The organism is Corynebacterium sp. KPL4072 (genome assembly GCF_037908395.1).
GTDB classification, from domain to species: domain Bacteria; phylum Actinomycetota; class Actinomycetes; order Mycobacteriales; family Mycobacteriaceae; genus Corynebacterium; species Corynebacterium kefirresidentii.
The window spans coordinates 184,965-199,232 of the sequence record NZ_JBBMGE010000004.1 but is presented as its reverse complement, the minus strand read 5'-3'; the positions used below and the strand labels follow the sequence as shown (position 1 = coordinate 199,232).

The 14,268-nt window shown below is 57.4% G+C and carries 14 protein-coding genes; 5 read left to right on the top strand and 9 right to left on the bottom strand.

Going from position 1 to position 14,268, the window contains the following annotated elements; genetic code table 11:
- Positions 1-56: 56 nt before the first annotated feature.
- A complete protein-coding gene (locus WMP97_RS05915; protein WP_340440027.1) occupies positions 57-2,228 on the bottom strand; it encodes a LamG-like jellyroll fold domain-containing protein in 2,172 nt (723 codons plus the stop codon).
- 443 nt (positions 2,229-2,671) lie between these two features.
- Here WMP97_RS05915 and WMP97_RS05910 point away from each other — a divergent pair, with 443 nt between their 5' ends.
- Genes WMP97_RS05910 through WMP97_RS05895 form a run of 4 tightly spaced genes read left to right on the top strand, consistent with a single transcriptional unit; the run spans position 2,672 to position 6,105 of the window.
- Positions 2,672-3,508: a DUF368 domain-containing protein gene (locus WMP97_RS05910; protein ID WP_248098845.1), complete on the top strand. Its 837-nt coding sequence runs from the start codon at positions 2,672-2,674 to the stop codon at positions 3,506-3,508.
- Positions 3,508-4,395 carry an ABC transporter substrate-binding protein gene (locus WMP97_RS05905; RefSeq protein ID WP_023021664.1) on the top strand — a complete coding sequence of 296 codons (888 nt, stop codon included), beginning with the start codon at positions 3,508-3,510 and terminating at the stop codon, positions 4,393-4,395. The genes WMP97_RS05910 and WMP97_RS05905 overlap by 1 nt, the downstream gene beginning before the upstream one ends.
- On the top strand, positions 4,388-5,341 hold the full coding sequence (locus WMP97_RS05900; RefSeq protein ID WP_023021665.1) for an amino acid ABC transporter permease: 954 nt from the start codon (positions 4,388-4,390) through the stop codon (positions 5,339-5,341). Before WMP97_RS05905 ends, WMP97_RS05900 begins: the two co-directional genes overlap by 8 nt.
- A complete protein-coding gene (locus tag WMP97_RS05895) occupies positions 5,341-6,105 on the top strand; it encodes an amino acid ABC transporter ATP-binding protein (protein ID WP_275436463.1) in 765 nt (254 codons plus the stop codon). The genes WMP97_RS05900 and WMP97_RS05895 overlap by 1 nt, the downstream gene beginning before the upstream one ends.
- Positions 6,106-6,189: 84 nt before the next feature.
- On the opposite strand, the gene WMP97_RS05890 is transcribed toward WMP97_RS05895, so the two are convergent.
- The 8 genes from WMP97_RS05890 to WMP97_RS05855 are packed head-to-tail and all read right to left on the bottom strand — an operon-like array spanning position 6,190 to position 13,414.
- The gene (locus WMP97_RS05890; RefSeq protein WP_023021667.1) at positions 6,190-6,933 is read right to left on the bottom strand and encodes a sulfite exporter TauE/SafE family protein; all 744 of its coding nucleotides are present in this window, start codon (positions 6,931-6,933) and stop codon (positions 6,190-6,192) included.
- Positions 6,930-7,403, bottom strand: a complete 474-nt coding sequence (coaD, locus tag WMP97_RS05885) for a pantetheine-phosphate adenylyltransferase (protein ID WP_023021668.1) — start codon at positions 7,401-7,403, stop codon at positions 6,930-6,932. Before coaD ends, WMP97_RS05890 begins: the two co-directional genes overlap by 4 nt.
- A 29-nt stretch (positions 7,404-7,432) precedes the next feature.
- Entirely contained in the window at positions 7,433-8,014 is a 582-nt protein-coding gene (gene rsmD, locus WMP97_RS05880) for a 16S rRNA (guanine(966)-N(2))-methyltransferase RsmD (RefSeq protein WP_340440026.1), read from the bottom strand.
- Entirely contained in the window at positions 8,015-8,227 is a 213-nt protein-coding gene (locus tag WMP97_RS05875) for an acetyl-CoA carboxylase biotin carboxyl carrier protein subunit (RefSeq protein WP_340440025.1), read from the bottom strand. It abuts the gene before it with no gap.
- A 19-nt stretch (positions 8,228-8,246) separates the two neighbouring features.
- Entirely contained in the window at positions 8,247-10,379 is a 2,133-nt protein-coding gene (locus WMP97_RS05870; protein ID WP_248098850.1) for an ATP-dependent DNA helicase RecG, read from the bottom strand.
- Positions 10,380-10,381: 2 nt separating this feature from the next.
- Positions 10,382-11,725, bottom strand: coding sequence for a DAK2 domain-containing protein (locus tag WMP97_RS05865; RefSeq protein WP_340440024.1), 1,344 nt, complete (start codon positions 11,723-11,725; stop codon positions 10,382-10,384).
- A gap of 10 nt (positions 11,726-11,735) precedes the next feature.
- Positions 11,736-12,374: a uracil-DNA glycosylase gene (locus WMP97_RS05860; RefSeq protein ID WP_023021673.1), complete on the bottom strand. Its 639-nt coding sequence runs from the start codon at positions 12,372-12,374 to the stop codon at positions 11,736-11,738.
- 2 nt (positions 12,375-12,376) lie between these two features.
- A complete protein-coding gene (locus WMP97_RS05855) occupies positions 12,377-13,414 on the bottom strand; it encodes a thiamine-phosphate kinase (protein WP_340440023.1) in 1,038 nt (345 codons plus the stop codon).
- Here WMP97_RS05855 and WMP97_RS05850 point away from each other — a divergent pair.
- Positions 13,362-14,261 carry a DUF3515 domain-containing protein gene (locus WMP97_RS05850; protein WP_023021675.1) on the top strand — a complete coding sequence of 300 codons (900 nt, stop codon included), beginning with the start codon at positions 13,362-13,364 and terminating at the stop codon, positions 14,259-14,261. The genes WMP97_RS05855 and WMP97_RS05850 overlap by 53 nt on opposite strands.
- Positions 14,262-14,268 lie beyond the last annotated feature (7 nt).

Genomic DNA, 14,268 nt, shown 5'->3' with positions numbered 1-14,268 from the left:
TTTGGTGCAGCTAAAGCTTTAAAGCCTGATACTGCAAAATCCCTCTACCCAGTGCTTTAGCCCAACTCGGGCAGAGTCGGGAGGTGATACTTACGCAGGAGCGCGTTAATCTGCGGGATGGAAGCCTTCAGTTGCGGCAGTGCTAGTCCAATGAGGCCAGCCACCCCTGCGATGCCAAGGATTGCTCCTAAGATGGCAGGCTTCGAACTCGTACTAGAGCTCAACGCGGAGCCATCCGTGGCAGGTTGCGCGGTAGCGGCCGGCTTGCCATCGTTGTGTGCACGGGCGGTAAGCCACTGGTCCTTGCCCAGGACGCCCTGAGTCAGGCGGGTCTCGCCGATCCAGCCATACCACGGGTCTTGTGGGCGCTGGTTGTCAAAGCCACCACCCATGACCCACTGCAGGTCGCGCGGGAGGAGCCCCTCGGCGCCTACGGCATTGCGCAGGATGGGCGCGCCGTTGATGAACATTTCGACGCTATCGCGTTCGGGATCATTGACCACGGCGATATGCATCCACTCGTCTTTGGGAACCTCGTGGGACCACACGGTAGAGCCGCTTCCCTGCTTCGGCTCCGCCCACCAGCGCAGCTCGCGGAGGTTAGAGATACCGAACATGACGGTTGGGTCCGTGTCCTCGGAGCCGTCTACCAGTTTATTGATGGCAGAGTCACGGCTGAGCGCACTTCCCCAACCATGCTGTGCGCCGTTGAAATCCTCCGGAATCTTGACAAAGGATTCGAAGGTATATCCCTTGGTGGTATCGACGCTATTGGCAGCCGCGCCCTTATCGGTACGGAACTCGGCATTGCCAACTTTGCCGGCAGGGTCAGACCAGAAGAGGGAGCCGGCATCAGAGGACAACGGGTGATGGTCGGTGCTATAGGTCACCCTGTCTCCGAGCATGGCGCCAGCGCGATGCAGGTCGCTGCCAGAATCGCTGGCAATATCGGGGATGGTGGTGCCACGGCCGGCAACCGCGCCATCGACAAGCGCATGCCCATCCTTGTCCCGCGCTTCGCCCGGGCGCCAGTGGAATACCGTGTGGTCGTTTGTGGCAAAATCGTCCGCACCCTTAGGAAGCTCGTCCTCCGCAATGGTGTAGGGCCTATAGCCCTCAGCGGCGATGTCGCGGGCGCGTTGCGCTAGGTCCGGCTGGTGCCCCTCACCCACGGTGAATTCCGGCGCGAAAGAGGAAAAACGCTGTTCAAAATCGAACGGAATGCTATAGCTATCGCCCTTATCATCCAAGGTGAGCTTATCGAACTGCGTGAGCCCCTCATGCGGCTTTTGCGCCACCCACGGCGAAAGCGCGGTCATCTCCAGCTGCTTGCCCGTAAGGTCAAACTCGAGCACGCCCAATAAGCCATTGCCACCCTGGTAGGCCATCTGATAGTCCTGCAAGATGGAAACGACGTCATGTCCGGCATCGTTCTTGTCTACGCGGTACCCGGCGCCGTGGTGGTGGCCGCCCATCACAAGAAAGATCTGGTCATTGCTTTTGATGAACTTATCCCACAATCCCTTGCCATAGTCATCGGAATAGAAGACGTTTCCTTCACCATCGATATTGAGCGCCTCATGAGTGGTCACAATGACCGGAAGGTCTGGATGCTTATCAATGATGCCTTGCGCCCAGGCAATAGCCTTCTCATCAGCGCGCCAGCCCAGGGCTAGATTGAGATATTTCTGGCCTTCAGCTTCAAAGATATGTGCCTCGGAATCATTATTGACCGCGGTGTAGCGCTCTTGAAAAGTCTCCGGGTTGGCGGCCTTAGCGCGGTCGGCGCTAAACCACTTGTCATACGGGTGGGCTTCCGCACCTTCCACGTCCATATCGTGGTTGCCTGGCAGGATCGAATAGTTCAAGTCCGAATCGTCGAGGACCTGCATGGCCTTATCAGCCACCTGCCATTCGCCCTCCACGTTCCACTGGTCTACAACATCACCCAGGTGGGTGACGAAGTCCATGTTCAACTCGTCTTGATGGTCCACTAACCATTGGGTTTGCGCCAAGTAGGGTTCGCTGCCGTAGCGAGCTTGGGCCAGGTTGCCGGTCTCTGGGGTGGAATAGCGCGAATAGAACTGGGTATCCGGCAGTACACCGATGCTAAAACGAGAGCCTTCGCTTGGCGACGCCCCCTCCGCAGCACTTGCTGCCGGCACAAAAATGAGGTTTCCCACCACCGCGGTGACAGTCACCGCGGGCAGGACAAAACGATTCTTCATAGAGAGTCCTTGGTCACTGAAAAGGAATGTTTGCACGGGAGAAAGACGGGAATACGCAGGAAATAGTAGGCAGTCAATCTTTCAGTTAGTTGACACCTACGTAAACACCAGACTGAATAATGGGAAACTTATAGTTTCTTCCATATAGAACAGCCCTGACTGCGGGAGGCCGCGCCTACCATGCCCCAAACTGCATAGTTGCACTGAAGTGTATTATTCTGACAGAATATTCATGAACGAGGATTCGCCTCAATGATTGTTTCACCTCTACGGTCAGAGAAATCACGTCCCTTTCCGTGACGGATAACCAATCGCCTTTCAATGAAAGATATGCATCACTATTAACAGCGGTCCACATGGCCACCACCGGGAAGCACTTTCTCCCCGCCCGCCTAGGCCAGTCGCCCGCCACTCCAGCCCTCTCCCAGGTAGATTTTAAATTTATGCAATACATTTTGAACGCTATCCGCGGTGCCCTCATCGGCATGGCCGAACTTGTGCCCGGAATCTCCGGTGGCACCGTGGCGCTCATCGTGGGTATTTATGAACGCGCAGTCCACAATGCCAATGACCTCATCTCTGGTCGCTTCAAGAGAGTCGAGTGGAGCTTCCTTGTCTCCGTAGCAGTCGGCATGTTTATCGCAGTCTTCGCAATGTCCACCGTGCTATCTAACTTCGTGGAAAATCACGTATCCGCGTCCGGGGCACTATTTTTGGGCATGGTCGCCGTGTCTATTTTCGTACCACTGTCTATGCTGTCCAAGCAGGAGCGGTTGCGCCCTTCTTCCATCATTGCGTTTGTGATCGCCACTATTGCCATCTTCTTTATCACCGGCTTTACTTCCGAGCCGCATGAGAATCCCAGCCTTATCGTGGTTTTCTTTGCCGCCGCCATTGCTGTGTGCGCACTCATCCTGCCGGGCATTTCCGGCTCGCTCATCTTGTTGACCATGGGGCTGTACCAACCCATCATCGGCGCTGTATCGGATCGAGATCTTGGCACCATAGCCGTCTTTGCGCTGGGTGCCTTGTGCGGCCTCGCCGCGTTTATCAAGGTCTTGAACTTCTTACTGGATCATCACCGAGCCCCTACGCTGATGGCCATGGCAGGTTTCATGCTCGGTTCTTTGCGTGCACTGTGGCCGTGGGGTGCTGACCAGGATGCCTCCAGCGGCATTATCATCGGCATGTTCATCCTCGGCGCTCTTATCGTTTCCGCGTTCATTTTCATTGACCTGAAGAAAGCTCGCGCCATAGATGAAAGGACGGCGCAGAAATAATGCCGCGCACGTTTTCTCGCCGCGCTACAATTGCCGCGGTCCTTATCCCAACTTTGGGTTTAAGCGCTTGCGTCACCAACGAGGAAGATTCCACTCCAGAGGGCTGGGAAGAACCCCACACCTCTGTAGTACCGGAGATTGCCGCCATGTATGACGACAATGATGGCGTCCTCACCGCTGGCACTAACCCGCCCTACGCGCCATTTCAGCTTAAGGATTCCCACGGAGCCCTCCAAGGCGTCGAGCTTGACCTAGCCCGCGCTGTAGCAGGTGTCTTGGGCCTCGACTTCCAGCCCTTGGAGCAGGACTTCTCCATGATCTTGCCGGCCGTGCAATCGGGCCAGATCGATATGGGTGTCTCCGGTTTTACGGATAACCCAGACCGCCGGAATGAATTCGACTTTGTAGACCACCTCTACGCCGGTATCCAGTGGGCCGAGCGCGTGGACGGGCCTAGGAAGGTCGACCCCGATAACCCCTGCGGATTGACAGTCGCAGTGCAGCGCACAACGGTCTCCGAAACCGATGATGTTCGCCCTAAGCAAGAAGCTTGTAATGGCGATCTCACCGTCTTGTCTTATGACACCGGGGATAACGCCGCGCTGGCCGTCCTGATGGGGCGCGCGGATGCCCTGTCTGCGGACTCCCCGGTCACAGCGTGGGCGGTCAATCGCTCTGAGGGAAAAATGCAGCAGGTAGGCGATATGTTCCAAGCCTCGCCGTATGGCTTCGCAGTTCCTAAAGATTCCGATTTGGGCAAGGCATCGGCCGCAGCGCTGCAGCACCTCATCGAAACCGGCGAGTATGCAGAAATTTTGTCCCGCTGGGGCATCGAGGATGGATTAATAGACCAGGCAATGATTAATGAAAGGCCGATCAATGGTTAATGAGAATGCGGCGACGCCGGCTACGGCCAAGCCTAAAGAAGAACCCGCGCAGATCGAGGCCCGCCCGCTGCGCCATCCATGGCGCTGGGTCTTCGCTGGTCTACTCATCGTGCTGGGAGTGTGGTTCATCATTGCCTCCGCCCGCAACGAGGCTTTTGGCTGGGGAACCTATTTCCAGTACCTCTTTGATAAGCGCATCGCGCTCGCTTCCCTGCACACCATCGCCATCACTATTTTGTCGATGATCATCGGCGTTATCGGTGGTGCCGTGCTTGCGGTCATGCGCATGTCACCTAACCCGGTGCTGCGCGCCGTGTCCTGGATTTTCCTCTGGGTATTCCGTGGCACGCCGATTTATGTCCAGCTGGTGTTTTGGGGTCTGCTCTCTGCCATCTACCAGTCCATCAACCTAGGCTTTACCGAGGTGTCTTTGCAGACCATCCTCACCAACGCCTTCTTCCTTGCGGTGATGGGCCTAGGACTTAATGAAGCGGCCTATATGGCTGAGATTGTGCGCTCGGGCATCACTTCCGTTCCAGAGGGCCAAAAGGAGGCCTCCAAGGCACTCGGCATGTCGTGGTGGATGACCATGCGCCGCACCGTCCTTCCGCAGGCCATGCGCATTATCATTCCGCCTACGGGCAATGAGTTTATTTCCTTGCTCAAGACCTCTTCCCTCGTGGTGGCCATTCCTTATACAGAGGAGATCTTCGGCCGTACCACGGATATTTCCGCCGCCCTTTTCCAGCCCATCCCGCTACTATTAGTCGCGGCTTCTTGGTACCTCGTGGTTACTTCCCTACTTATGGTGGGTCAGTACTTCTTGGAGCGCCGCTTTGAGCGCGGTGCAACCCGCGAACTCACCGGCCGCCAGCTTGCTGCTCTTGCCGATGCTGAAGGAACCATTCCCCGCAACGTATCCGTGATTTCGGAGGCTCAAAAATAATGGCTACTCCCATGATTTCTGCCCAGAACGTCCACAAGTCCTTCGGGCAGCTTGAAGTCCTCAAAGGCATTAACCTCGAGGTCCAAGCCGGCGAGGTGGCCTGCCTATTAGGACCTTCGGGGTCCGGCAAGTCTACCTTCCTGCGCTGCGTTAACCACTTGGACAAAGCAACGGCCGGGCGCTTATACGTCGACGGCGAGCTGATTGGCTACCGCGAGAAAAACGGCACCCTCTATGAGATCAGCGAAAAGGAAGCCGCCGAGCAGCGCTCCGATATCGGCATGGTCTTTCAATCCTTCAATCTCTTCCCCCACCGGACGGTGATTGAAAACATCATTGAGGCACCGGTGCAGGTGAAGAAAATCCCAGAGGAAACCGCCCGCGCCCGCGCCATGGAGTTGCTCGAGGATGTTGGCTTAGCCTCCAAGGCCAATAATTACCCCGTACAGCTCTCCGGCGGCCAGCAGCAGCGCGTTGCCATCGCTCGTGCGGTAGCCATGGATCCTAAGCTCATGCTTTTCGACGAACCCACGTCAGCCCTTGACCCAGAGCTTGTCGGCGAAGTACTACACGTAATGAAGGATCTCGCGGCCGAGGGCATGACCATGCTCGTAGTCACCCATGAGATGGGTTTTGCCCGCGAGGTGGCAGATAAAGTCTTCTTCATGGACGGCGGCGTGGTCATCGAGTCTGGTAGCCCCGCTGAAGTGCTGGATAATCCGCAACAGCCACGTACCAAGGACTTTTTGGCCAATCTACTCTAAGCCCATAGCACATGATTGACTGTGCAAAGACCCGTCAGCTTCTGTCTCTGCAGAGGCGACGGGCCTTGTTCATGGTGGAGGTGTTTAACCGAGGCTCACCAGGCCGCGAACCAATGCGCTCGCTGCGCCCAGTCCGGCAACACTAAGCGAGAGCACGCGGGCTTTCTCCCGGGGCACACGCTGCGCGATGCGGGTGCCGGCCCAAATCCCGACGAACATTCCCATAACTCCGGCGGGCCACATTACCCAGGGCAAACCATCAAAGTGTGCCGCCCCCGTAAGCGTCTTTGTCATGACAGAAAAGAATCCGCCTACGACAAAAATGGGTTGCAGCGTAGCTGCGTACACTTGCTGAGGCCACTTTGCCGCTTGCGCGTAGACGGTAATAACTGGGCCTGCCACACCGGCCAAGGTATTGGTAAAGCCGCCGAGGATGCCCGCGGAAATAGCTGGGCCTTTGCCTTCCATTGCCGGGACAAACTTCTTGCCAAAGGTCACTACCGTCAGCGCGGCCAAAAGCGCAAGGCCCACAACGACCATAAGACCTGCTGTATCCATGCGCCTAATGAGCAGCGCCGCGGCCAAGGAACCAATCACCATGACCGGGGCTATGAGTCCAAATTTCTTCCAGCTGACATTCTCGCGCACGGAATAAGTGGTCAGCACCGCATTAATGCAGGCTAAAACGTTGATGACCAAGATTCCTTCTACCGGGCCCATAATCAGCATGAGAATAGGACCGCCGATGAGACCGAGGCCCATTCCAGATACTCGCTGGAGGGTCGAGCCTACGACCACAACGAGAAAAATGACCAGTGCTAGGCTCACTTTCGGTATTTCTCCTTTACCGCACGGCCTACGGCTTCAGGAAACATGCCGGTCACGTCCCCGCCAAACTTCGCCACCTGCTTACACAGTGAGGAACTGATATAGCCGTATTTTTCGTCCGTGAGCAGAAAGACGGTATCAATGCCGGAAAGGCGCCGATTCATCTGCGCCATAGGCAGCTCATATTCATAATCTAGGGAGCTGCGCAGCCCTTTCACCAAAACATCCACCCCATGCTCAGTGGTGTAGTCCACCAAAAGCCCAGAGCAGTAGTCCACCTTGATGGAGGAATCCACGCTCTGGCGAATTAGTTCCATACGCTCATCCACGCTAAAGAGCCCGGAGGGTTTGTCAGGATTACCGGTTACCAATACGGTGACCTCATCAAACATTTGCTTAGCGCGGTTAATGATGTCGACGTGACCTAAGGTCACGGGGTCGAATGATCCTGGGCACACGGCCTTAGTCATGCTTTTGTCGCTTCCTTTTCTTCAGGGGTTTAGTCTTCGGGTTCCTCGCTGCCAGGGCGGGTATAGACCGCCATATCCATGCGCGCGATGCCAAAGGTACGCTTCTTCAGTTTCTGACCAGTGGGCTCAAAACCTGCAGGCCACGCAGTTGCCGCGGAATCAACGTGGCGCTCAATGACTACCATGGCGTGATCGCAGAGCACCGGTTCAATAGCGGCGATGAGCTCATCTACCTCATCAAAAGCATAGGGCGGGTCCGCCAACACCAGATCGAAGTGCCGCCGCGGGGCACTTCCCAGGTAGGTGCCTACCTTCATCTCTTGCACGCGCACGCCGGGGTGCTTGACGACGCCCATGTTATGCCGAATGATCTTCACCGCATCCGCCGAAGATTCCACTAGTACAATTTCTTCTGCTCCACGGCTAGCTGCCTCAAGGCCGAGTGCGCCGGAACCAGCAAATAGGTCGAGAACCGAAGAACCGGCAAAGCCCCACCGTGCCGCGAGGGATGAAAAAAGCCCTTCACGGGCACGGTCTGCAGTAGGCCGGGTTCCTTCGGCAGGCACCTTAATGGTGCGGCCGCGGGCCTCGCCGGCAATAATGCGCGTCATTTATTTTTCTCCAATCTCCATCAAAAGGTCTCCGGCTACCACGTCCCTCAAGCCAGCGACCACAATGCGGTATGCCTTGTTTAGTCCTGGGCTCGCTACGGAAGCAACTAGTTCCGTGGCGTCGACGATCGCGGGCGCGACGCCGATACCAACGGTGCCTCCCCCATTCACCTGGCAGCGGAAGATGCCTGCAAAGGGGGCAAGGACGTTCATGCTTCTAGGTTAACCTGTCTTAGTTCTTCTCCAAGTATTCCTGTTCGCTTTCACTCAAGTTGCGCGTGAGTTCCTCGGCCAACTCGGGATTGCGCATCACCATTGCGCGGGCATCCGTATGGGTGCGTTCCACAATGTCTTGGTCATCCGCCAGATTTAATAGCCGCAGCGTACGGTGTGTTCCGGACTGCATGGTGCCCAAAATGTCTCCCTCTTGGCGCTGACGCAAGTCGAGCTCGGCCAGCTCAAATCCGGACGAGGTTTGGGCAATCTGATTGATGCGGCGGAAGGACGGAGTGTTATCGCCTGCCATAGTGTGCAGAAGACAGATAGAGGCATTGCCGCCTCGTCCCACACGCCCACGCAGCTGGTGCAACTGGGAGACGCCGAAATGCTCGGCCTCACGGATGAGCATCACCGTGGCATTGGGAACATCCACACCCACCTCGATAACCGTGGTAGAGACCAAGACATCGATCTCTCCCCTAGCAAATGACGTCATAACCTCGTCTTTATTAGGCATCTTTCCATGCAAAATTGCTATGCGCAGCCCCTTAAACGGCCCGTTTTCTAGCTGCTCCGCAAGCTCTAGCACTCCGCCTTTTCCCTCAATGCGCGGGCAGACGATATAAGCCTGGTGGCCGTGTGCCACTTCCTCGCGAATCCGCTCGAGGGCACGCAATACCCAGGTAGGGCGCCACTCAGCTACCACCGCTGACTGAATAGGTTTGCGGCCACCAGGCAGCTCAGTAAGGGTCGATACGGCAAGGTCGCCGAAGACGGTCATCGCGATGGTCCGAGGAATCGGCGTAGCCGTCATCACCAGTACGTGGGGACTTAGTCCCTCGTTAGCCTTCAGTCTCAGGCTATCGCGCTGCTCTACGCCGAACCGGTGCTGCTCATCTACTACCACTAGCCCAAGGTTGAAGAACTCCACTGTGTCTTGGATGATGGCATGGGTTCCAATAATGATGTCTGCATCTCCGGAAACGATATCCAGCAATGCCTGCCGTTTATCCGCAGTGCGCATCGAGCCGGTGAGAAGTACCACCGTGACGCCTTCAGGAACTGCGGTTCCGATGGAGGCAGCGTGCTGGGAAGCCAGCACCTCAGTAGGCGCTAGCAACGCCGCTTGGGTGCCTGCGTCAACAGCCTGCAGCATAGCGCAGGTAGCCACCATGGTTTTGCCCGAGCCGACCTCGCCTTGCAGCAAACGCATCATGGGCAATGGGCGGGCTAGGTCATCTTCAATCTCACTGATAACACGCCGCTGCCCTTGGGTGAGCTCGAAAGGCAAATGGCTTAGCAGTTCTTCGCGGAAGCCGCCTAAGGTTGCCGGCATGGTCGGAGCGGTTCGAGCTTCCGCATCGCGCTGGCGCAATGCCATCACCAAGCCAATTGACAAAGCCTCGTTATATTTAAGCCTTTGGATAGCACGATAAGGCCCTGCCTTACCAGGCTCGTGAATTTCCCGCACCGCTTTATCCAGGCTGATTATCATTTGATAATCCAGTGGCTCTTCGATGGGCGGGGTCTTTGATAGGACGTAGTGAATAGCCCCCATGATGTACCAGGAGGTCACCTTGGACGTGGCTGGGTACACCGGGATCCATTCTCGTTCCAAAAGGAGCTGGTCGAGCCTCCCAAACTGTGAGAGGTTCCGCAATGAGCCGGTGGCCTTGGGCCGATTCTTCTTTCCAGATTCGGCCGCCGGCTGGCGGTAGCCATCCACTTCACCATCGGGACGGCCGAACGCATCGATTTCCACAAAGTCTGGCTGTTGCAGCTGCGGTTGGTTGCGGAAGAATTTGAGCTTGCCGCTCATCATGACGCGCTGTCCGCGATGCAGCATGCGCATGACGTAATTGGCATTGAAAAAAGTCGCCATAATGCTGTCATCGAGCTGCACATTGATGATGGTGGTCTTGCCCCTGTCATGCCGGTTGAAGCCGGTAATAGTCCCGGTAACGGTGACGATATCGCCCTCCGCAGCGTCTCCTAGGCCAACGTCCTTGTTGTGGCGAATATAGTCTCGCGGATAGTGAGCCAAAAGCTCACCGCAGGTCTCATACCCCAACGCCTTGGTAATCTTCGCGGCGTCTTTCGCCGCAAGAACCTCCGTCAACGGTCGGTTGTCCTGCCAGCCGAGCATTGCTACTCCACTCCGATTTCGGTTGCAATATCCGGAACGTTAAGCGCCACCACATCCACATGTAGCTGTTGGCCCAAATCCTCCTCATCTACGTCAAGGGCACTTAAGATGGTGACCTGCTCCCCGCCTTCTGCCAAGAGATCGCGACAGGTGGCGCTGATTGACGCAAGGGTTTCCTGGCTGGGATGAGCTACGCGCATGGAATTGGCTGCATCGCGCATAGCAGCGACCACAGCACCGGTATCTGGGTTATTAGGTTCATTGACAGAGATAGCGGCCAAGGCAGCAACTAGCGACTGTGCAGGCACTACTCGCCCGGCACCAGTCTGCGAACTCAGCCCCGTAACTAGGACAATATCCTCATCTTCGGCCGCAATGGGTTTCTCCGGTGGCACAACGGTAACGCCCGCAGATTCCAAAAGATCGGTAATAGGCCCGGCCGGCGCGGCTGCGTATACTCGGCGAGCAACCGATTCTTCGGCGGCGGGTTCGGTGGGAGCCGGCAGCACCTCAAGGTGCAAATTGGTCACCTTTCCTTTAGCAAAGGCGATTTCAATGACGGCGCCCGCCTGCGGAGAGTGGATATGCACATTAGCGCTGTCCTCGGTAGCGCGAACGATGACCAAGCTATCTCCCATCGGTGCAATTGCCGCCTGCAGCGCGTCGATATCTCCTTCATAGAAAAAGACCACTTCCAGCACGGTGACCTCCTCTGGGGCGGGTAGTCCTGCATGCCCAGTAGTGCCTTCAATCTCCGCGAGAAGGGACTCTAAGAGAATCACGAGGCCGGCCCCGCCAGCATCCACTACTCCAGCCTCCTGCAAGGCTGGCAATTGCGATGGGGTGCGCTCTAGAGCAGTCCGAGCGGCCGAGATTGCGGCGCTGACGATGCCGTGCAAGGTCGCGCCAGGACGCGCCGCGGAGTCGTCGGCGGCTTCCGCTGCTGCACGCAAAACCGTAATAACCGTGCCTTCCACTGGCTCGGCGATGGCTCGGTCTACCAACTCCACGGCCTGCTGCAAAGAACGGGCAAAAACGGAGCCGTCGATAACTGAGTCCACTGTGGACTCCGCTACGCCGCGCAGAACCTGAGACAGTACCATGCCCGAATTTCCGCGTGCCCCACGCACCGCCCCACGCGCGAGGGAATCAGCTACATCGCCACCATTGTCGAGCTCCGCAACCGCTGCTTCCATGGTGTGCGCCATATTTGAACCAGTATCCGAATCTGGTACGGGAAACACATTGAGGGCGTTAATTTCCTCGCGGCGATGGGTTAATTCCCCCACGGCGCGGGTAGCCCAATTGCGCAGACCGCAGGAATCCAGCGTGCTGGGATATGACATGCGCAATAGTTTACAAGCGCCAGTCTATTTCCTGCGCGCCTTGGTCCCGCAAAAGGGCGTTTGCCCGGGAAAAGGGCCTAGAACCGAAAAAGCCACGGCTGGCAGAAAGCGGTGAGGGGTGTGGAGACTTGATGCACGGGACGTCGGGAAGAAAGCGCTCACACGCTTGCGCATCGCGGCCCCAGAGGATCGCCACCATGGGGCTGCGGTTGAGCGCGCGGATGGCAGCCTCGGTGATTTCTTCCCATCCGATGCGACGGTGCGAGCCTGCTTGGCCTGGGGCTACGGTCAGCACCCTGTTAAGTAGCAATACGCCTTGGTCAGCCCAAGCACTCAAATCGCCGTCCTCTCGGCCGTTGATCCCCACATCATCGTGAAGTTCACGGTAAATATTGACCAAAGAACGCGGGGGCTTCACGCCGGGGCGAGTAGAAAAGGCCATGCCCATGGCATGCCCTGGGGTGGGATACGGGTCTTGGCCCACGATGAGCACACGGACCTCATCCAGTGGCATGCGCAGCGCGCGACAAACATCCTCAGCTGGGGGCAGATATTCCTGGCCCTCAAGGGCGTGAGAAATCCGTGGCCATTGCTCTTCTATTACCGGCGCCAGCACCGGCTCCCATGAAGGGTGATAGGTGGGGTGCATATTTAAAAGCTTCGCCAGCCTTTCTGATAGTTCGGTGTCTTTCCTCCCACCGTAACCCCGCAGCCCCGAGTTACGGTGCCAATTTTCCGGAATCCGGAGGGGGTGTCTTTCGCGGTCGTGCCTATTAATGTGTGGTCTTCACCGCCGCTTAGCACCCATTCCCACGGGTCACGGTCCACAAGGTCTGCGGCCTGGCACAGCAAATCTTCTGGCTGCAAAGCCTGCGGATCCAAATCCATATGCACGCAAGAGTGTTCAGACATCGTGGTGCAGTCTTGGATCAAGCCGTCGGAGTTATCCGTCATGGCGGTAACCCCAGCGGCGCGGGCAATGACACCGCGGCCGGGATTGAGCCAGGGTGCGCAATGGGCGTCAATAAGCGGCTGGAGGTGCTCGTACCCAGCGGGGAGCTGTCGGCCGAAGCGCTCTAACAAGGCCAAGCCGGCGGCCGAGTGGCCAATCTTGCCATGCGCTACCACGTGCTGGCCTGCCCGCGCACCGTCCAAGGTCAGGGCAGGAAGGCTGCCGCCGAGGAAACCCACGGCCGAAATGTTGATGACCAAAAGATCAGACTTCGTGAGGTCACCGCCCACCAACTCGGCATTATAGAAAGAGCTATGCTCCGCAATGCCCTCAGCGATGCCCCGCACAAAGGACACTGGGGTATCACCTGGCGCGGCGATGGCTAAAAGGGCAGCAACGGGTCGCGCCCCCATGGCTTCAACATCGGCGAAGTTGCGCAAGATAGCTTTCTTACCAATCTCGCGCGGGGTAGACCACTCGCGCAGGAAATGACGCCCCTCCACCATCAAATCCGTGGCTGCCACGGTGCGGGAATTCGGTGGTGCGCTAGGCAATACCGCCGCGTCATCTCCGTTGAGCCTGCTCGAGGCCACAGAGGTAATTTCCCGAATGGCGTTGCGTTCTCCCACCTCTGCGAGAGTCTGAGTTAAGTTCACCAGCGTCCTTTCGATACTATGAGCCCTTATGACATCCCAATTTAACCGCACCGCGATCTTCATTTCACTTGGGTTGTCCATAGTGATGGTTCTGGCGGTCCTCTTCGGCGCAAAGTACGTATTCAATAACATCGCCAAAGCACCCGTGGCGGTCTCCCCCGTGGAATCCAAGGAAGCAGATTCACAAGCCTGCCATAGCTTTATCGACTCCCTGCCGGATAAAGTCATGGATAAGCCGCGCGCAGACATTGCCGAGCCTGTGCCCTCCGGTGTCGCTGCATGGGCAGCTAACTCTGAGGATAAGGTCACCGTGCGCTGCGGCGTGGACATGCCTTTCCAGTACACCGAGTATGCCCAGACCCAAGACCTAGAGGGAGAAAAGTGGTACAAAGTGCGCGATGCCACGCCGGGATCCAACCTAACCACCTGGTATGCGGCGCAGCGCTTCCCTATCGTCGCCGTTACTGCCCCCACCGACGCCGAGCCGGGCGAGCTTAACGACGCCCTCTCAGCACTCAAAGAAAAGCCTGCCCCCGCTCATAAGGCTCCGCTCAAGGAGCTCAAGGCGGGCGATGACCAAAGGTGCGCCGATATAGAAAAGGCCCTGCCTGATTCGGTGGCCGAAGGCTACCACCGCCGCGAGGTTGCGGAGAAGAATACCTTTGTGTGGAGCGCCGATGGCCGCGAAGACATCGTGGCCCGTTGCGGTGTGGCCAAGCCCGAAAACTATCGTGCTGGGGTCAAGCTGCAGCAAGTCAACGAGATTCCGTGGTTCGAGGACACCACCTTGGCCCATGGCACCACAGCCGGCACGTGGTTCGCCCTGGGCCGCGACAACTACCTAGCACTGCACGCCCCACAGGATGCCGCGCAAGCGGCACTGGTGGAGATTGGCGGTGTGCTTGCCAAGCACACCGCTGAAAAGTAGAAAGTAC

Coding starts and splice junctions, on each gene's coding strand:
- WMP97_RS05915 (WP_340440027.1), bottom strand. CDS start 2,228: ATGAAGAATCGTTTTGTCCTGCCCGCGGTGACTGTCACCGCGGTGGTG.
- WMP97_RS05910 (WP_248098845.1), top strand. CDS start 2,672: ATGCAATACATTTTGAACGCTATCCGCGGTGCCCTCATCGGCATGGCC.
- WMP97_RS05905 (WP_023021664.1), top strand. CDS start 3,508: ATGCCGCGCACGTTTTCTCGCCGCGCTACAATTGCCGCGGTCCTTATC.
- WMP97_RS05900 (WP_023021665.1), top strand. CDS start 4,388: ATGGTTAATGAGAATGCGGCGACGCCGGCTACGGCCAAGCCTAAAGAA.
- WMP97_RS05895 (WP_275436463.1), top strand. CDS start 5,341: ATGGCTACTCCCATGATTTCTGCCCAGAACGTCCACAAGTCCTTCGGG.
- coaD (WP_023021668.1), bottom strand. CDS start 7,403: ATGACTAAGGCCGTGTGCCCAGGATCATTCGACCCCGTGACCTTAGGT.
- rsmD (WP_340440026.1), bottom strand. CDS start 8,014: ATGACGCGCATTATTGCCGGCGAGGCCCGCGGCCGCACCATTAAGGTG.
- WMP97_RS05875 (WP_340440025.1), bottom strand. CDS start 8,227: ATGAACGTCCTTGCCCCCTTTGCAGGCATCTTCCGCTGCCAGGTGAAT.
- WMP97_RS05870 (WP_248098850.1), bottom strand. CDS start 10,379: ATGCTCGGCTGGCAGGACAACCGACCGTTGACGGAGGTTCTTGCGGCG.
- WMP97_RS05865 (WP_340440024.1), bottom strand. CDS start 11,725: ATGTCATATCCCAGCACGCTGGATTCCTGCGGTCTGCGCAATTGGGCT.
- WMP97_RS05860 (WP_023021673.1), bottom strand. CDS start 12,374: ATGCACCCCACCTATCACCCTTCATGGGAGCCGGTGCTGGCGCCGGTA.
- WMP97_RS05850 (WP_023021675.1), top strand. CDS start 13,362: ATGACATCCCAATTTAACCGCACCGCGATCTTCATTTCACTTGGGTTG.
- WMP97_RS05855 (WP_340440023.1), bottom strand. CDS start 13,414: ATGGACAACCCAAGTGAAATGAAGATCGCGGTGCGGTTAAATTGGGAT.